Here is a 20,752-nt window from a genome sequence, read left to right as displayed (position 1 = left end):
TGCCGGGTGATCAGTCGTGATGCTTGACGGTCAGGTCGCCACCGGCGATCAGGTTATTGATCGCGGTGCTGCCGGAGCCCCAATTGGCGCCATCGATCTTGATCGTGACATCGGCCGTACCGCCCTGGGCGGTGAACGAACCGCTGCTGCTCACGCTCAACGTCGAGTTGCCGGATGCGTCGGTGGTCAACTTCAAGTAGCTGGACAGGTTGGTGTCGTTATTGCCTTGCAGCAAATCGGACAGGTCCAGCTTGTCGCCTTCGCTGTGCTTGAAGTCGGTGACCGTGTCGCTGCCGGTATCGCCTTTGAGCCACACGAAGGTATCCGCACCCGCGCCGCCGGTCAGGGTGTCATTGCCCTTGCCGCCCACCAGGATGTCGTTGCCTGCACCACCGGAGAGGTTGTCGTTACCGCCCTGGCCGAACAGGATGTCATCGCCGGCGTTGCCGATCAGGGTGTCGCCGCCATCCTTGGTACCGTAGATATTCGACGCGCTGGCCAATGCACCGATGTCCTGCACGTGCTCGGTGACGAACTGATGCAGTGTACGGTCATCGATGTGATCGACCGTGGTGGACAGCTTCTCGGCAGCGAACGCCTTGAGTGCGGCGTTGCCTTCCTGGCCGTTGTAGCTGATCAGGTCACCGAACAGGATGTCATTGCCCGAACCACCGGAAACCTTGTCCGCACCAGTGTCGGCGGTGTGGCCGGTGATGGTGTCGGCCAGCTTCGCGGTATCGATCGTGCTGACCGTCTTGTCAGTATCGAAGTACTTTTGCAGCATGTCTTTGTCGACGCTGCTGCCCAGGCCGATGGCCTGCACTTCAACCCCGCCGGCCACCGAGGTGGTCAGCGCGGTGTAAGCCGCCTTGGCGTTGTCCAACGCATAGTCATAGCGACTATTGCTGGCAGCCCCCGCCACGTCGAAACCACCATGGCCGTCGGACACGACGTAACCTTGGAAGATCCGGGTGCCGGACGAGTCATACGAGTAGACCTTGCCGTCAGTGTCCACGATGACCCGTGTCTGGTCGTAGACGGTTGCGGTGAGCGCAGTGGTCTGGCCCAGGGTATAGGTGCTGCTGTTGACCTTGTTGTCGAAGCTGACGTTATTGCCCCACCAGTAGCTGGTTGAGCCCAGGCTGATGCTGTCGTACTTCACGTTGTAGACATTCGGCTCGCCGTCGGTAATGAAATACGTCAGGTTTTTCGCACCGGTGTTGCTGGTGGCGTCAGCGCTCTTGAACCAGGCCGTTGCCGCATTGAAGGCGTCTTCGTAGTTGGTCATGTCGTTCGGGTTGGAAGCCATGTTATTCAACACGGCCTGCAGGGCAGCCTTGGCGGCAGCCTGGTCCGCCAGGTTGACCGACACCAGCGACTCGACCTTGGTGTCGAAGTCGACCAGCAACACCTTCACTACACCCGAGCCCGTCATCTTCGCGTTAGCGATCAGGGTGTCGAAAATGCTCGAGAGCTGGCCCTTGATCGAGTTCATCGCCGACGACCCGATACTGCCCGAGGTATCCACAACAAACGCGATGTTGTAGTTGGAGCCCGGCGTGGTGATACCCCCTTTGTCGCCCACCACAATGTTGTTGGCTGAGCTTGTGCCCAGATCGATGGTGTCCGCCGCCGCGCCGCCTTCGGCGACAGTGTTGTAGACCTGGGACTTGACCGTGATGGTCGTTGTCGCCACAGACGAACTCAGGCTGTTGCCACCCTCGTTGTCCGTCACGGAGACATCAATGGTGCGATCGCCGATCGCCGGGTACTTGCTGGTGCTGGAGTACTGGAACGACTCAAGCAGCGTCTTGTAGGTAGCCGCATCCGCCGCACCCGACAGGGTCAGCACGATCTTGCCGCTGACGTCCGTACCGACGCTGGTCAGGGTAATGCCTTTGTAGGTGCCCCCTACCGTCACCAGGCTGGAGCCGAGCTGATCACCCGCACTGGCGTTTTTCAGGGTGATGGTCGCACTTTGCATCTGGGTGCTGTCGACGTCAGCGATGGCCACGCTGCCGGTAATCGAAACACCGGTGTTGCTGCGCTCGGTGTACGAGGCGTTGTAGCCGGTGGCGACAGCACCATCCGCATTGCTGAGGTCCAGGGTCGGTGCGTCGTTGACTGGGGTGACCACGATGCTCACTTTACCGGTCGTCACCTCTTCGACCCCGGTGCTCAACTCTTTGGCCGTCGCTTTCACGGTGATATCGAAGCTGGCGGTCGAGTCCTTGAGCGGCGTAACCGTCAGGGTTTTCAGGTTCCAGTCGCTGACATCGTAGAGCGCGGCGGTACCGGTGGAGGTGTAGCTGTGGCCCGTGGTGCCATCGGTAATCACGGTACCTTTGGGCAAGCCGCTGATTTCCACCTTGTGGGATTCCGAGCCGTCGTTGTCGACAAACGTCGTGGTAATCGGAGCGACCTTGATGGCGGTGTCTTCCAGCCCACGGTTGTAGACGTAGCCGGTGTAATAGCCTTCGCCATTGACCACATGGCTATCGCCCAGCACCGCGCCGGCGGCTTTCAACGCTTCCACACTGGTGTAGGTCTGCACACCGCTGTTGCCCAGCGACATCGACGGGCCGTTGTTGATCGACACATTGACGTCGTAGTTGCCGCCGCCCGCCTGGTTGTAGTGGTAGATGTCGAGGGTGTAGTAACCCGACTCGGTCGGCGTATAGGCCGTCCCGGTAATCGCACTGCCCTTGCTCCAGGTTTCGGAAGCGACCAACTTGCCGCCCACGGTGATCGCCAGGCTGTCGTCGGCCGTACCGGTGAAGGTGTAGCTTTTGCCGGCTTCCAGGTAGATCAGGCCAGAGACTTTAGTCGCCGTGCCCTCCGCCACACTGCCGTTGCTGACATTGTTGATGACCGCAGTCGAGACTGCGCTGGCGGCGGTCTTAGCGTCGATCACCTTGATCAGGTCGCTGGACTGGGCAACACCATTACCGTTGGTGCCCAGGTCTTTAGCGAGCGTGCCGCCGGTCCAGGTTTGAATGACCAACCCTGTCGGCACTGCAGCGAATGGGGGCACGACCACAACCGGCACATCCGTCACCGGGTGTATGTCCACCGTGATGGTTTTGGTGTCGCTGTAGGCGCTGCCGTCGGTAGCCTGGAACTTCAGCTCGGTGTAATCGCCCTGCTTGTTACCCACGCTGGTGCCGCCGAAGCTGTTGTCACCCGACTCGTTGGCCGCCGGGGTGTAGCGCACGTTGTGGTTATCGAAGTCAGATTGGCTGAATGCCTTGCCGGCTGAAGTATCGGTTTTCAGATCCGACGAGGTCAGCGCGACCCACTGGCCGTTGACTTTGTACTCGATGGAACCGGCCGGCAGGCTGGTAAACACCACTTTCGGGTTCGCGGAGTCCACATCCTTGACGCCAAAGGTGGACCAGGTCAGCTCGACCGACGTGTCTTCCTTGCTGTCGACGTAGCCATTGGTTGCAGTCGGCGCGTCGTTGACCGCCACGATGTTCACGTTCAGCGTGCTGCTGGAACCGGTGTTGGTGGTGTAGCCGACTTGCGGCACATCGCCGTTGAAGTCTTTGACCGGCGTGAAGGCGTACGCACCGTTGGTGCCGATGGTGATGCTGCCCACGCCCGCGATGACCGCGGTTTGACCGGCGGTGTAGGTAGTGCCGTTGACGTTGAAGGTCGCAACGCTCAATGCGCTGTCCACATCGAAGTCGTTGGTCAGCACATTGCCGGTGGCAACGGTGTCTTCCAAGGCACTGCCGGTGTCGGCTTTCAGGACGCTCGCGTCGTCAACCGCCACGATGTTCACATTCAGCGTGCTGCTGGAACCGGTGTTGGTGGTGTAGCCGATTTGCGGTACATCGCCGTTGAAGTCTTTGACCGGGGTGAAGGCGTACGCACCGTTGGTGCCGATGGTGATAGAACCAACGCCCGCGATGATCGCGGTTTGGCCGGCGGTGTAGGTGGTGCCACCGACGTTGAAGCTTGTGACAGTCAGGGTGTTGTCGACATCAACGTCGTTGGTCAGCACATTGCCCGTGGCAACGTGGTCTTCCAAGGCACTGCCGGTGTCGGCTTTCAGGACGCTCGCGTCGTCAACCGCCACGATGTTCACGTCCAGCGTGCTGCTGGAACCGGTGTTGGTGGTGTAGCCGACTTGCGGCACATCGCCGTTGAAGTCTTTGACCGGAGTGAAGGCGTAGGCGCCATTGGTGCCGATGGTGATGCTGCCAATGCCCGCGATGATCGCGGTTTGGCCGGCGGTGTAGGTGGTGCCGTTGACGTTGAAGGTCGCAACGCTCAATGCGCTGTCCACATCGAAGTCGTTGGTCAGCACATTGCCTGTGGCGACGGTGTCTTCCAAGGCACTGCCGGTGTCGGCTTTCAGGACGCTCGCGTCGTCAACCGCCACGATGCTCACATTCAGCGTGCTGCTGGAACCGGTGTTGGTGGTGTAGCCGATTTGCGGTACATCGCCGTTGAAGTCTTTGACTGGGGTGAAGGCGTAGGCGCCATTGGTGCCGATGGTGATGCTGCCAATGCCCGCGATGATTGCGGTTTGGCCGGCTGTGTAGTTAGTACCACCCACATTGAAGCTTGTGACAGTCAGGGTGTTATCAACATCGACGTCGTTGGTCAGCACATTGCCGGTGGCAACGTGGTCTTCCAAGGCGCTGCCGGTGTCAGCTTTCAGGACGCTCGCGTCATCAACCGCATCAATCTTCACATCCAGCGTGCTGCTGGAGCCCGTGTTAGTGGTGTAGCCGATTTGCGGTACATCGCCGTTGAAGTCTTTGACTGGGGTGAAGGCGTAGGCGCCATCGGTGCCGATGGTGATAGAACCAATGCCCGCGATAACGGCGGTTTGGCCGGCGGTGTAGTTGGTACCACCGACGTTGAAGCTTGTGACAGTCAGGGTGTTGTCGACATCAACGTCGTTGGTCAGCACATTGCCCGTAGCAACGTGGTCTTCCAAGGCGCTGCCGGTGTCAGCTTTCAGGACGCTCGTGTCATCAACCGCATCAATCTTCACATCCAGCGTGCTGCTGGAGCCCGTGTTAGTGGTGTAGCCGATTTGCGGTACATCGCCGTTGAAGTCTTTGACTGGGGTGAAGGCGTAGGCACCATCGGTGCCGATGGTGATAGAACCAATGCCCGCGATAACGGCGGTTTGGCCGGCGGTGTAGTTGGTACCACCGACGTTGAAGCTTGTGACAGTCAGGGTGTTGTCGACATCAACGTCGTTGGTCAGCACATTGCCCGTAGCAACGTGGTCTTCCAAGGCGCTGCCGGTATCCGCTTTCAGGACGCTCGCGTCGTCAACCGCCACGATGTTCACGTCCAGCGTGCTGCTGGAACCGGTGTTGGTGGTGTAGCCGATTTGCGGTACATCGCCGTTGAAGTCTTTAACCGGGGTGAAGGCGTACGCGCCATCAGTAGCGATGGTGATAGAGCCGATGCCCGCGATAACGGCGGTTTGGCCGGCGGTGTAGTTGGTACCACCGACGTTGAAGCTTGTGACAGTCAGGGTGTTGTCGACATCAACGTCGTTGGTCAGCACATTGCCCGTAGCAACGTGGTCTTCCAAGGCACTACCGGTGTCGGCTTTCAGGACGCTCGCGTCGTCAACCGCCACGATGTTCACGTCCAGCGTGCTGCTGGAACCGGTGTTGGTGGTGTAGCCGACTTGCGGTACGTCGCCGTTGAAGTCTTTGACTGGGGTGAAGGCGTACGCGCCATCAGTACCGATGGTGATGCTGCCAATGCCCGCGATGATTGCGGTTTGGCCGGCGGTGTAGGTGGTACCACCGACGTGGAAGCTTGTGACCGTCAGCGTGTTGTCGACATCGACATCGTTGGTCAGCACGTTGCCGGTGGCGACGGTGTCTTCCAAGGCACTGCCGGTGTCAGCTTTGAGTTCGCTCGCGTCGTCAACGGCTTCGATTTTCACGTCCAGCGTGCTGCTGGAACCGGTGTTCGTGGTGTAGCCGATTTGCGGTACATCGCCGTTGAAGTCTTTGACCGGGGTGAAGGCGTAGGCGCCGTCGGTGCCGATGGTGATGCTGCCAATGCCCGCGATGATCGCGGTTTGGCCGGCGGTGTAGGTGGTGCCACCGACGTTGAAGCTTGTGACAGTCAGGGTGTTGTCGACATCGACATCGTTGGTCAGCACGTTGCCCGTGGCAACGGTGTCTTCCAAGGCGCTGCCGGTGTCGGCTTTGAGTTCGCTGGCGTCATCAACCGCATCAATCTTCACATCCAGCGTGCTGCTGGAACCGGTGTTCGTGGTGTAGCCGATTTGCGGGACATCGCCGTTGAAATCTTTGACCGGCGTGAAGGCGTATGCGCCGTCGGTGCCGATGGTGATGCTGCCAATGCCCGCGATGATCGCGGTTTGACCGGCGGTGTAGGTGGTACCACCGACGTTGAAGCTCGTGACAGTCAGCGTGTTATCGACATCGACGTCATTGGTCAGCACGTTGCCAGTGGCAACGGTGTCTTCCAAGGCACTGCCGGTGTCGGCTTTCAGGACGCTCGCGTCGTCAACGGCGTCGATTTTCACGTCCAACGTGCTGCTGGAGCCCGTGTTAGTGGTGTAGCCGATTTGCGGTACATCGCCGTTGAAGTCTTTGACCGGGGTGAAGGCGTAGGCGCCGTCGGTGCCGATGGTGATGCTGCCAATGCCCGCGATGATCGCGGTTTGGCCGGCGGTGTAGGTGGTGCCACCGACGTTGAAGCTTGTGACAGTCAGGGTGTTGTCGACATCGACATCGTTGGTCAGCACGTTGCCCGTGGCAACGGTGTCTTCCAAGGCGCTGCCGGTGTCGGCTTTCAGCTCGCTCGCGTCATCAACCGCATCAATCTTCACATCCAGCGTGCTGCTAGAGCCGGTGTTGGTGGTGTAGCCGATTTGCGGTACATCACCGTTGAAGTCTTTGACCGGCATGAAGGCGTACGCGCCATCAGTACCGATGGTGATAGAACCAATGCCCGCGATAACGGCGGTTTGACCGGCGGTGTAGGTGGTACCGCCGACGTTGAAGCTCGTGACAGTCAGGGTGTTATCAACATCGACGTCGTTGGTCAGCACATTGCCCGTGGCAACGGTGTCTTCCAAGGCACTGCCGGTGTCAGCTTTGAGTTCGCTCGCGTCGTCAACGGCGTCGATTTTCACGTCCAGCGTGCTGCTGGAACCGGTGTTGGTGGTGTAACCGATTTGCGGTACATCGCCGTTGAATTCTTTGACTGGGGTGAAGGCGTACGCGCCATCAGTACCGATGGTGATAGAACCAATGCCCGCGATGATTGCGGTTTGGCCGGCGGTGTAGGTGGTACCACCGACGTTAAAGCTTGTGACAGTCAGGGCGTTATCAACATCAACGTCGTTGGTCAGCACATTGCCCGTGGCAACGGTGTCTTCCAAGGCACTACCGGTGTCGGCTTTCAAGACGCTCGCGTCATCAACCGCGTCAATCTTCACATCCAGCGTGCTGCTCGATCCGGTGTTGGTGGTGTACCCGATTTGCGGCACATCACCATTAAAGTCTTTAACCGGAGTGAACGCATAGGCGCCATCGGTGCCGATGGTGATAGAACCAATGCCCGCGATGATCGCGGTTTGACCGGCGGTGTAGGTGGTACCACCTACGTTGAAGCTCGTGACAGTCAGCGTGTTATCGACATCGACGTCATTGGTCAGCACGTTGCCAGTGGCAACGGTGTCTTCCAAGGCACTGCCGGTGTCGGCTTTGAGTTCGCTCGCGTCGTCAACGGCGTCGATTTTCACGTCCAACGTGCTGCTGGAGCCCGTGTTAGTGGTGTAGCCGATTTGCGGTACGTCGCCGTTGAAGTCTTTGACTGGGGTGAAGGCGTACGCGCCGTCAGTGCCGATGGTGATGCTGCCAATGCCCGCGATGATCGCGGTTTGACCGGCGGTGTAGGTGGTACCACCGACGTTGAAGCTCGTGACAGTCAGGGTGTTATCAACGTCGACATCGTTGGTCAGCACGTTGCCAGTGGCAACGGTGTCTTCCAAGGCGCTGCCGGTATCCGCTTTCAGGACGCTCGCGTCGTCAACCGCCACGATGTTCACGTTCAGCGTGCTGCTGGAACCGGTGTTGGTGGTGTAGCCGATTTGCGGTACATCGCCGTTGAAGTCTTTGACTGGGGTGAAGGCGTAGGCGCCATTGGTGCCGATGGTGATGCTGCCAATGCCCGCGATGATTGCGGTTTGGCCGGCTGTGTAGGTGGTGCCACCAACGTTGAAGCTTGTGACCGTCAGGGTGTTGTCGACATCGACGTCATTGGTCAGCACATTGCCAGTGGCAACGGTGTCTTCCAAGGCACTGCCGGTGTCGGCTTTCAGGACGCTCGCGTCGTCAACCGCCACGATGTTCACATTCAGCGTGCTGCTGGAACCGGTGTTCGTGGTGTAGCCGATTTGCGGTACATCGCCGTTGAAGTCGTTAACCGGAGTGAAGGCGTATGCGCCGTCGGTGCCGATGGTGATAGAACCAATGCCCGCGATGATCGCGGTTTGGCCGGCGGTGTAGGTGGTACCACCGACGTTGAAGCTCGTGACAGTCAGGGTGTTGTCGACATCGACATCGTTGGTCAGCACATTGCCCGTGGCAACGTGGTCTTCCAACGCACTGCCGGTATCGGCTTTCAAGACGCTCGCGTCATCAACCGCGTCAATCTTCACATCCAGCGTGCTGCTCGATCCGGTGTTGGTGGTGTACCCAATTTGCGGCACATCACCATTAAAGTCTTTAACCGGAGTAAAGGCGTACGCGCCATCGACACCGATGGTGATAGAACCCACGCCAGCAATAACCGCAGTTTGGCCCGCAGTGTAGGTAGTACCGCCCACGTTGAAGCTGGCAACGCTCAACACGCTGTCGACGTCACTGTCGTTGGTCAGCACATTGCCGGTGGCAACCTGGTCTTCCAACGAACTGCCCGTATCCGCGCCCAATACGCTCGGATCGTCGACCGCAATCACTTTGATCGGCAGCGTAATCGACTCGGACTTGGGTGCTGCATCGCCATCTTGGGCGGTGGCGGTCACGGTGAGGTTTACCAGGCCGTTGGCGTTTGGCGCCGGGTTGAAGACCAGTGTGGCCTTGTTCCAGTCGCTGATATCGATGCTTTGGCTGCCAGCGGTCGCGGTGAAGGTGTGGCCCGCGCCATCGGTAAGAGTCGCACCGTCCGGTATACCGCTGATCTCCAGTTTGAGCGTCTCGGAGCCATCTTTGTCGGTGGCGTAGGCGTCAATCGCGGACAGCTTGATCGCGTGGTCTTCCAGGCCAGTGTTCAGTACCTGAGTGACGCTGATGTTATCCAGTACACCGCCAAGCGAATTGCTGGTAGGGGCTTTGAATTCGAGTTTGGCATCACCGTCGACGGTGACAGGCACGACGAAGGTGTAGGTCTTCATGCCAACGGTGGTTGCATCCAGGGTGCCGACTTTGACGCCGCCCCAGAACACATCGATCACCGAATTGTTCTCGGCGCCCGCACGCGGCGAGTAGTCGACACTGATGCTGTACGCCGTGCCGGATTCGGCCTTGATGAGGGTGTACAGGCTGGCGTCGTCGCCGGCGTTTTTCTCAAGTTCGATGACTTGGCTGTTGCCTGGGGTGTCTACGCCGTAGACGCCACTTTGGCCGATTTCGACTTTGCCGTCGCTGTTACCGGTCAACCAGGGGGTGGTCGCCGTTGTGCCGGCGGCGTTATTGGCGTCGCCGACCGCCACCGTGCCCCACGAACCGTTGAGGGCGGCGCCGTCGAAGTTGATCGAGCTCACAACGCCGCCACCGAGCAGGCCCAGGTGCGGGGCGTCGGTCACTGGGGCGATGGTGATGGCGGCTGTGGTTTGGCCACTGGCTTTACCGCCATTGTCGACCGCGGTGAAGGTGAGCGAGGTGTTGCCGCTCCAGTCGCTGGTCGGCGAGAAGTACACCGATGCCTTGCCATCAGTGCCCGCCGGCACTGCATCACCGATTTTGAGTTCGGTTGTCAGGGTTGCGTCGCTGTACAGCTTGCCGTTTTCCGGCAAGGTGGTAATGACGAAATTGGCGACAGTACCGTCCACATCGGCACCGCTCAGTACGATGGTGGCCGCGTGGTCTTCATCGGCGCCGGCAGGGGTAGCCGCCGCTGTCGGTGCATCGTTGAACAGGTCGATGGTGACCTTGCCGGTGGCGCTGCCGGTTAGCGCAGGCTCACGGTCAAGGTTGCCCCCGCCGATATCGGTGACGGCGATGGTGACGCTGCGATCCGTACCGACCGGGTTGTTGCCTGGGCTCTGGAAGGTGATCGCCTCGACCACTTTGATGAAGTCGGCCGCGCTGCTGCCGGCTGGCGAATCACTGGTGAGGGTGTAGACGATGCTGCCATCGGCGGCACTGCCGGTTTGGGCGATGGTGATACCGGCAACGGCCAGGGCCTTGAGCACATCGGCGCTGCTGAGCAAATCACCGGACGCCAGGTGGTCAACGGTGACCACCACTTTGCTGTAGGTGGAATTGTCTACATCGCTGATGCTCAGGTTTTTAACCAGTGCACCCGCGTCGGCTTGCTCGGCAAACGTGGTGCTGTCGAACGCGACCTCAGGCGGATCGTTGACCGGAACCACTTTCACCACGGAGGTCACAGGCGCCGAGTTCAGTTGGCCATCGTTCACGGTGATGGTCAGGGTGCGGTCGGTAGCGACCGGGTTCTGGCTTTCGCTGGCAAAGTGCACCGAACGTAGGACTTCCTGGTATTCGGCCTTCGTGGCTTCACCGGACAGGGTCAGCACCCCGGTGTCTTTGTCATAGCTGACCGTGATTTTGGCGTTGCTGGCATCTGCGATCAGGACGTCATCGGCCAGCGGGTTGGCCAGCGTGACTTTGGCGCTTTGCAGCGTGTCGTTGTCGACATCGCTGATAGTCAGGTTCGCCGCGACGTAGCCGCCCGGCTTGCCTTCGATGTAAGTGTCGCCGAAGGCGTTGGTCGAAGCGTTGCCGAGTACCGGGGCGTCGTTGACCGCTTCAATATTCACGTTCAGCGTGCTGCTGGAGCCGGTGTTGGTGGTGTAGCCGACTTGCGGTACGTCGCCGTTGAAGTCTTTGACTGGGGTGAAGGCGTACGCGCCATCAGTACCGATGGTGATGCTGCCAATGCCCGCGATGATTGCGGTTTGACCGGCGGTGTAGGTGGTACCACCGACGTTGAAGCTTGTGACCGTCAGCGTGTTGTCGACATCGACATCGTTGGTCAGCACGTTGCCGGTGGCGACGGTGTCTTCCAACGCACTGCCGGTATCGGCTTTCAAGACGCTCGCGTCATCAACCGCATCAATCTTCACATCCAGCGTGCTGCTGGAGCCCGTGTTAGTGGTGTACCCGATTTGCGGCACATCGCCGTTGAAGTCTTTGACCGGGGTGAAGGCGTAGGCGCCGTCGGTGCCGATGGTGATGCTGCCAATGCCCGCGATGATCGCGGTTTGGCCGGCGGTGTAGGTGGTGCCACCGACGTTGAAGCTTGTGACAGTCAGGGTGTTGTCGACATCGACATCGTTGGTCAGCACGTTGCCCGTGGCAACGGTGTCTTCCAAGGCGCTGCCGGTGTCGGCTTTCAGCTCGCTCGCGTCATCAACCGCATCAATCTTCACATCCAGCGTGCTGCTAGAGCCGGTGTTGGTGGTGTAGCCGATTTGCGGTACATCACCGTTGAAGTCTTTGACCGGCGTGAAGGCGTACGCGCCATCAGTACCGATGGTGATAGAACCAATGCCCGCGATAACGGCGGTTTGACCGGCGGTGTAGGTGGTACCACCGACGTTGAAGCTCGTGACAGTCAGCGTGTTATCAACGTCGACGTCATTGGTCAGCACATTGCCGGTGGCAACGGTGTCTTCCAAGGCGCTGCCGGTGTCGGCTTTCAAGACGCTGGCGTCATCAACCGCTTCGATCTTCACGTCCAGCGTGCTGCTGGAACCGGTGTTAGTGGTGTAGCCGATTTGCGGTACGTCGCCGTTGAAGTCTTTGACTGGGGTGAAGGCGTACGCGCCGTCAGTGCCGATGGTGATGCTGCCAATGCCCGCGATGATCGCGGTTTGGCCGGCGGTGTAGGTGGTACCACCGACGTTGAAGCTCGTGACAGTCAGGGTGTTGTCGACATCGACGTCATTGGTCAGCACATTGCCAGTGGCAACGGTGTCTTCCAAGGCGCTGCCGGTGTCAGCTTTGAGTTCGCTAGCGTCGTCAACGGCTTCGATTTTCACGTCCAGCGTGCTGCTGGAACCGGTGTTGGTGGTGTAGCCGATTTGCGGTACGTCACCGTTGAAATCTTTGACCGGCGTGAAGGCGTATGCGCCGTCGGTGCCGATGGTGATGCTGCCAATACCCGCGATGATTGCGGTTTGGCCGGCGGTGTAGTTGGTGCCACCGACGTTAAAGCTTGTGACAGTCAGGGCGTTATCAACATCGACGTCGTTGGTCAGCACGTTGCCAGTGGCAACGTGGTCTTCCAACGCGCTACCGGTATCCGCTTTCAGAACGCTCGCGTCATCAACCGCATCAATCTTCACATCCAGCGTGCTGCTAGAGCCCGTGTTAGTGGTGTAGCCGATTTGCGGTACGTCGCCGTTGAAGTCTTTAACCGGGGTGAAGGCGTACGCGCCATCAGTAGCGATGGTTATAGAACCAATGCCCGCGATGACTGCGGTTTGACCGGCGGTGTAGGTGGTACCACCGACGTTGAAGCTCGTGACAGTCAGGGTGTTGTCGACGTCGACGTCGTTGGTCAGCACATTGCCCGTGGCAACGGTGTCTTCCAAGGCACCGCCGGTATCGGCTTTCAAGACGCTCGCGTCATCAACCGCATCAATCTTCACATCCAGCGTGCTGCTGGAGCCCGTGTTAGTGGTGTACCCGATTTGCGGCACATCGCCGTTGAAATCTTTGACCGGCGCGAAGGCGTATGCGCCGTCGGTGCCGATGGTGATGCTGCCAATACCCGCGATGATTGCGGTTTGGCCGGCGGTGTAGTTGGTGCCACCGACGTTAAAGCTTGTGACAGTCAGGGCGTTATCAACATCGACGTCGTTGGTCAGCACGTTGCCAGTGGCAACGGTGTCTTCCAAGGCACTGCCGGTGTCAGCTTTGAGTTCGCTCGCGTCGTCAACGGCTTCGATTTTCACGTCCAGCGTGCTGCTGGAGCCCGTGTTAGTGGTGTAGCCGATTTGCGGCACATCGCCGTTGAAGTCTTTGACCGGGGTGAAGGCGTACGCGCCATCGGTGGCGATGGTGATGCTGCCAATGCCCGCGATGATTGCGGTTTGGCCGGCGGTGTAGGTGGTACCACCGACGTTGAAGCTTGTGACCGTCAGGGCGTTATCAACATCGACGTCGTTGGTCAGCACATTGCCGGTGGCAACGGTGTCTTCCAAGGCACTGCCGGTGTCGGCTTTCAGGACGCTCGCGTCATCAACCGCATCAATCTTCACATCCAGCGTACTGCTGGAACCGGTGTTAGTGGTGTACCCGATTTGCGGTACGTCACCATTGAAATCTTTAACCGGAGTGAATGCATAGGCGCCATCGGCACCGATGGTGATGCTGCCAACACCCGCGATGATCGCGGTTTGACCGGCAGTGTAGGTAGTGCCGTCGACGTTGAAGGTGGCAACGCTCAATACACTATCAATGTCACTGTCATTGCTCAGCACGTTGCCGGTGGCAACGGTATCTTCCAACGCGCTGCCGGTGTCGGCTTTCAAGACGCTCGCGTCGTCAACCGCATCAATCTTCACATCCAGCGTGCTGCTGGAACCGGTGTTGGTGGTGTAGCCGATTTGCGGCACATCACCATTGAAGTCTTTGACCGGAGTGAAGGCGTAGGCGCCGTCGGCACCGATGGTGATAGAGCCAACGCCCGCGATGATTGCGGTTTGACCGGCGGTGTAAGTGGTGCCGTTGACGTTGAAAGTGGCGACGGTCAGTGCGTTATCAACGTCGACGTCATTGGTCAGCACATTGCCGGTGGCAACGGTATCTTCCAACGCACTGCCGGTGTCGGCTTTCAGAACGCTGGCATCATCAACTGCGTCGACGTTCACATTCAGCGTGCTGCTGGAACCGGTATTGGTGGTGTAGCCGATTTGCGGCACTTCACCATTGAAGTCTTTAACCGGAGTAAAGGTGTACGCGCCATCAGCCCCAATGGTGATGGAACCCACGCCGGCAATAACGGCGGTTTGGCCAGCGTTGAATGTATTGCCACCCACGCTGAAGGTCGATACGGCCAGGACGTTGTCGATGTCGCTGTCGTTGCTCAGCACGTTGCCGGTCGCAACGCCATCTTCGGCGATGGTGTTGGTATCAGCCTGCAAAACGCTAGGATCGTCCACGGCAACCACGGTAGAGGTGGCCGCTTGCGGGTTGATCGCCAGGTTCTCGTAATTGCCGCCGGTGGCGCTGGTAATGGTGGCGCTGACGACCAGGTCTTTGCCATCGGCCAGGTTCGCGGGCGTGTCGATACTGACCGTACCGGTGGTTTTGCCCGCTTCGATGGTAATGGTCTGGTCGTTGGACAGCTTGATAACAACGTCTGTCTGCGCCGCGTTGGTCACGGTCGCGGTGTAGACGATCTTGCCGCCTTCATCCACCGATGCGGTCGCGGTCAGCGTGACGGTGGTGGTGTCGATGGTGTCGTTGATCTGGGTAACGGCCGGCGCCGGGTCAGTGGTGATGATCAGGTTGCCACCGCCGGAGGTGCCGGCGATGGTGGCGGAGATCGACGAGGCATCCAGGTAGGGCGTGTCATTGCCGGCAAACGTGACGTTCAGTACGCCCGAGGTCTGGCCGGCGGCGATCACAACTGCAAGGCCGTTGGACAAGGTAACGGTCAGGTCGCTGGTCGGGGCCTGGGTGACAAACACCGTATAAACAACCACACCACCGGCTTCGGTGATGGTGGGTGTGGCGGTCAGGGTAATAGTGACGTTACGTGGATCGACGCCATTATTGTCGGCGGCGGTCAGGGTATTGCCCACGGCATCAGCGGCGTTCAGACCGGTCGTCGGGTAGCCGATGGTAGGGTCAACCACCCCTGCGGTGGCTTCCAGTACCACAAAGCTGTGGCCGCCGCCCACGGCGCCGTCGGCACCGGCGGAGGTCGGGCCGGCAGCCGTGGCTTCAAGGACTTGGGTCGGGTCGGCACCGGCAGCGATGGCTTGCTGGAGTTCGGCGACGGACGGTGCGGCCTGTGCGGTAGCGGCGCTGAGGTCGGTGGACGAGTCAGGAGCGCTGGCGCTCCACTGAGTGTCGCGGCCCAGGTCGATGACCCGGCCATCCGCCAGCTCCAGCGAGACAGCGCCAGATGCGCCGGTATCGACCTGCTCACCCGCGACCAAGCGGTCCCCTTCTACGAGCAGGCGGCGAATCCCTTCCGGGGAAACTGCGAACACTTGACCGACAATGCTTTTGACGACCGCAACGCTGCTCATAAAAGACTCTCCGTGTATTGCCGTTCGGGGGTATCCATCAAGGAGACCGGCCCTCTCGCTGCTGCCGATTCAGATAGTTGGAGTACGCAATTTGTGTAAAAATATATTGGCGTCAATTTTCTGTTGTTTCTTGCGAAAAATTACTTTCCCGTCAAGGTATTGACCTATTGAGCGCCATCCTAAACAATCTGCCCAGTAATGTCACATTGATATTTAAGCGGCCTCGCGACTTTCTGTTTGCGCCTTCAGGCGTCCAAGAAAAACGGGCATTTCGAGTTGCCACTCCAATGCATATTTCAATTTGTTGCGGTTTTTCAGGCAACCAATCCCCGGGAAAAATCAGAATGCGTTTGCACCTTCTTAAAGCCATACCGTTTGCTCTAGCCGCCAGTTTTGTCCAGGCCCAAACCCTTCCCGAAGCGATGCAAGCCGCCGTGGAGAACCACCCGGAAATCCAGGCGGCCATCAATGCGCGCATTGCCGCCGACTATCAGGTCAGGGAAGCCCAAGGCGGCTACCTGCCTAAGGTCGACTTGCTGGGCGGTTATGGCCGTGAAAGCTCGGACAACACCTCCACGCGTGCCGCCAGCAACAGCCACGACTGGAAAACACTGAACCGTGGCGAGTCGTCGATCCGTCTTCAGCAAAATCTGTTCCAAGGCTTTGGCACCGTCAATGAAGTCGGTCGCCAACAAGCCACCGCCAACTCCCGTGGGTATGCGCTGCTCAATACGTCCGAGCGCACCGCACTGACGGTTGCCCAGGTTTATCTGGATGTCTTGACCCGTCGCGAGATGGTGCAACTGGCAGAAGACAACCTGAAAAGCCACGAACGTATTTTTGACCAGATCCAACTGCGCACCAGCCGTGGCGTCGGAAGAATGGCGGACATGGACCAGGCCGAAGCCCGACTGGCCCAGGCCCAAAACAACCTGATCACCGAGCAGACCAACCTGGCGGATGCCAATACCAACTTTTTGAGCGTGGTTGGCAAAGAGCCCGACCAGCTGGAAAAACCACTGGGCATTGTGACCGCGCTACCGGCCAGCCTGGATGAAGCCCGCCGCCAGATGATTGCGGACAGCCCGGTATTGCGCTCTGCCGAGTCGGATATCGCCGCTGCCGAGAAGCAGTACGAAGCCGCCAAGTCGACCTTCTACCCGCGCTTTGATGCAGTGCTGCAGCGTTCAGCCAACAACAACATCGGCGGCGAAGAAGGCCATGACAATGGTTACTCCGCGATGCTGAACATGCAGTTCAACCTGTATAACGGCGGCAGCGACAAAGCCAGCCTGCAGTCCAAGGCGTCCCAGGCCAGCCAGGCGCTGGATATTCGCAACAACGCCCTGCGTCAGTTGAATGAAGAACTCGGTTTGGCGTGGAACGCCTACAATAACGCCAGCCAGCAGGTGCCGATCGCACAGCAATACGTAGACCGCAGCAACAAAGTGCGCACCTCGTACCAGCAGCAGTTCAGCCTAGGCGAGCGCACGCTGCTCGACTTGCTCGACAGCGAGAACGAGCTGTTCACCGCTCAGCAGCGCCTGGCACAGATCAAAAGCCTGCACATCTATACGCAGTACCGCATCAAGGCCGATATGGGCCAATTGCTGAGAAGTCAGGGCGTCGTTGCGCCGCTGGCATCAGTTGTGCAGAACGAAGTCAAAACGAAGGTAAACCTGCCAGGGATGAACTGATTCTTGACGGCGTGAACCACTCAACCGTTTAAGAGAGAGTCAGCTTGGATTCTGAAATAGGTGTGGCGCAGCTCAACCATGACCCGCGCAGTCAGCATGACGACCCCTTGCTGGACGGGTTGTTGACGCTCTGCTCCCTGCATTACAAGCCTGCCAGCCGGGCCATGCTGACCACCGGCCTGCCCCTGGCGGGCCAGCGCCTGAGCCCCGACCTGCTGCCCCGCGCAGCAGCCCGGGCGGGTTTGCAGGGCCGTTTGCTGCAGCGCAAGCTGGAGCAGATCCCGTCCATCGCATTGCCGGCGTTGCTGCTTTTCAAGGAAGGACGCAGCGCGGTGCTGTTGGCGTGGGAGGGTGACACCGCCCGCCTGTTGCTCAGCGAAAGCGACGGTGGCGAAGTCCAGGTTAGCCGCGAAGCGCTGAGTCAAGATTACAGCGGTCGGGTTTTCTTCGCCCAACCGCAACATAAATTTGACGTCACCAGCGGCACGCTGATCCCACGGGCTCGCTCGTGGTTCAAAGACACCCTCAAACGTTCGCGCTGGCTGTACGCCGACGCCATCGCCGCCAGCCTGGTGATCAACCTGATCGCCTTGGCCGCGCCCTTGTTTGTGATGAACGTGTATGACCGCGTAGTACCGAACCAGGCCACGGCCACCTTGTGGGTGCTGGCCATCGGTATTTGCGGCGCCTACCTGTTCGATCTGTTGCTCAAGAGTATGCGCAGCCTGTGCCTGGACCTGGCAGGCAAGAAAACCGACCTGATCATTTCCGCGACGCTGTTCGAGCGCATCGTGGGCATGTCGATGAAAATGCGCCCGGCACGCGTGGGCAGCTATGCCTCGAACATCCACGAGTTTCAGGGGATGCGCGACTTCCTCACCTCCCTGACCCTCGCCAGCCTGATCGATTTGCCGTTTACCCTGATCATCCTCGCGGTCATCGCGCTGCTCGGCGGCCACTTGGTGTGGATCCCCATCGTCGCCTTCCCGCTGGCGCTGGGTATCGGCCATTTCCTGCAAAAACCGCTGACCGCGACACTTGAGCGCACCATGGCCCTGAGTGCCGAACGCCAGTCGAGCCTGATCGAAACCCTCGCCGGGCTGGATGCGGTGAAGGTCAACAACGCCGAAAGCGAACGCCAATACCAGTGGGAACAAACCATTGGCACCCTCAGCCGGCTGGAATTGCGGGTGAAGGTTCTGTCTGGCCTGGCGATGAACATCACGCTGCTGATCCAGCAAGTGGCGGGCGTGGCGATGATCATCTTCGGCGTGTACCAGATCATCGATGGCGCCCTGAGCATGGGCGGCCTGGTGGCGTGCTACATGCTCAGCGGCCGCGCACTCGGCCCGCTGGCGCAACTGTCGGGCCTGCTGACGCGCTACCAGCAAGCCAAGGTGACGATGGTGTCGGTGGACCAGATGATGGAGCTGCCGCAGGAACGCAACTTCGACGAGCGCCCCCTCAGCCGTAAAACGCTGCAAGGCGCGATGACGTTCCGCGAGGTCGACTTTACCTACCCGAACCAACAGAACCTGGCGCTGCGCGGCATCAACCTGACGGTTCGCCCTGGCGAGAAGATCGGCATCATCGGCCGCAGCGGCTCGGGCAAAAGCTCGCTGGCCAAGCTGTTGGTGGGCCTGTATCAACCCGACTCCGGCTCGTTGCTGGTGGACGGTGTAGACATCCGCCAAATCGACGTCAGCGAATTGCGGCATAACATCGGCTACGTGGCCCAGGACATCCAATTGCTGGCCGGCACCTTGCGCGACAACCTCGTGTCCGGTGCACGCTATGTGGATGATGAAATGGTGCTGCAGGCCGCGGAGCTGGCCGGCGTGCATGAATTTGCCAGGCTGCATCCGCAAGGTTACGAACTGCAAGTGGGCGAGCGCGGGCAAAACCTTTCCGGCGGCCAGCGCCAGAACGTTGCCCTGGCCCGCGCGCTGCTGCTGAACCCACCGATTCTGCTGCTGGACGAACCGACCAGCGCCATGGACAACACCGGTGAAGAACGCCTGAAGCAACGCTTGCAGTCGGTTATCGAAAACAAGACGGTGATTCTCGTCACCCACCGTGCTTCGCTGCTGAGCCTGGTCGATCGCCTGCTGGTGATCGACCGTGGCCAGATCCTCGCAGACGGTCCAAAAGCGGCCGTCATGGAAGCGCTGAAAAAGGGGCAGATCAGTGTTGCTTAAGTCCGGTTCAGGCCGTTGGAAGGACGTGATCTTCCGCTATTTCAAGGGCAGCGATTCGCTCGATGACCAGCCATTGCCCGAGGTCGAAAAGGCGCTGATCGACGATGCCCCGCGCATCGTGCGCCTGACCATCTGGGGCGTGATCGGCTTCTTCGTGTTCCTGTTGCTGTGGGCACACTTTGCGATTATCGATGAAGTCACCAAGGGCGACGGCAAGGCGATCCCGTCGTCGCGCATCCAGAAGATCCAGAACCTGGAAGGCGGCATCGTCGCTCAGATCTACGTGCACGAAGGGCAGATCGTCGAAGCCGGCGCGCCACTGGTGCGCCTGGACGACACGCGCTTTGCCTCCAACGTCGGCGAAACCGAAGCCGACCGCGTGGCCATGGAACTGCGCGTGGAGCGCCTTAGCGCAGAGATCGAAAATCGCCCGCTGAACATCACCGAGGACGCGCGCAAAGCCGTGCCCAACCAGGCCTCGAACGAAGAATCGCTGTACCTGAGCCGCCGCCAGCAACTGGCGGACGAAATTGGCGGGCTGCAACAACAACTGCTGCAACGCCAGCAAGAGGCGCGTGAATTCAGCTCCAAGCAGGAGCAATACCGCAACAGCCTGAACCTGCTGCGCCAGGAAATCGGCATGTCCGAACCCTTGGTCAAACAAGGCGCGATCTCGCCGGTGGAAGTGCTGCGCCTCAAGCGCTCTGAAGTAGAAACCCGCGGCATGCTCGACGGCACCACCCTGGCCATCCCCCGCGCCCAGGCCGCCATCAACGAAGTGCAGCGCAAAATCGATGAAACCCGCGGCAAGTTTCGCAGCGAAGCCCTCGCCCAGTTGAACGAAGCCCGCACCAACCTGAGCAAGGCCCAAGCGACCTCTAAAGGCCTGGAAGACCGCGTCAGCCGCACCATGGTCACCTCCCCCGTGCGCGGCATCGTCAAACAGATGCTGGTCAACACCGTCGGCGGCGTGATCCAGCCCGGCAGCGACATGGCCGAAGTCGTCCCGCTGGACGACACCCTGCTGGTGGAAGCAAAAATCCGCCCGCAAGACATCGCCTTCCTGCACCCCGGCCAAGAAGCGATGATCAAATTCACCGCCTACGACTACACCATCTACGGCGGCCTCAAAGGCAAACTCGAAACCATCGGCGCCGACACCGTGATGGACGAAGAGAAGAAAAACACCTTCTACATCATCAAACTGCGCACCGACCGCAGCCACCTGGGCACCGACGAGAAGCCACTGCTGATCATCCCGGGCATGGTGGCGTCTGTGGACATCATCACCGGCAAGAAAAGCATCTTGAGCTACCTGCTCAAACCCATCATCAAATCGCGCGCAGAGGCCCTGCACGAGCGTTGATTTTTCGCGAGGGACG

4 protein-coding genes are annotated in these 20,752 nt (G+C 59.7%); 3 read left to right on the top strand and 1 reads right to left on the bottom strand.

The features are described 5' to 3' along the window. Positions 1-10: 10 nt before the first annotated feature. Positions 11-15,475: a retention module-containing protein gene (locus AB4O25_RS20165; protein WP_460149923.1), complete on the bottom strand. Its 15,465-nt coding sequence runs from the start codon at positions 15,473-15,475 to the stop codon at positions 11-13. Positions 15,476-15,819: 344 nt separating this feature from the next. On the opposite strand from AB4O25_RS20165, the gene AB4O25_RS20160 reads away from it, so the two are divergent. The 3 genes from AB4O25_RS20160 to AB4O25_RS20150 are packed head-to-tail and all read left to right on the top strand — an operon-like array spanning position 15,820 to position 20,736. After that, positions 15,820-17,172, top strand: coding sequence for a TolC family outer membrane protein (locus AB4O25_RS20160; RefSeq protein WP_068936928.1), 1,353 nt, complete (start codon positions 15,820-15,822; stop codon positions 17,170-17,172). Between the two features lie 44 nt (positions 17,173-17,216). Continuing rightward, positions 17,217-19,370 carry a type I secretion system permease/ATPase gene (locus AB4O25_RS20155; protein WP_017526005.1) on the top strand — a complete coding sequence of 718 codons (2,154 nt, stop codon included), beginning with the start codon at positions 17,217-17,219 and terminating at the stop codon, positions 19,368-19,370. Then, on the top strand, positions 19,360-20,736 hold the full coding sequence (locus tag AB4O25_RS20150; protein ID WP_026067116.1) for an HlyD family type I secretion periplasmic adaptor subunit: 1,377 nt from the start codon (positions 19,360-19,362) through the stop codon (positions 20,734-20,736). The genes AB4O25_RS20155 and AB4O25_RS20150 overlap by 11 nt, the downstream gene beginning before the upstream one ends. Positions 20,737-20,752 lie beyond the last annotated feature (16 nt).

The sequence above is a fragment of the Pseudomonas sp. S3_A03 genome, from assembly GCF_054668275.1.
Note: the sequence above shows the minus strand (reverse complement) of the source record. Positions and strands in the feature narration are given on the sequence as shown.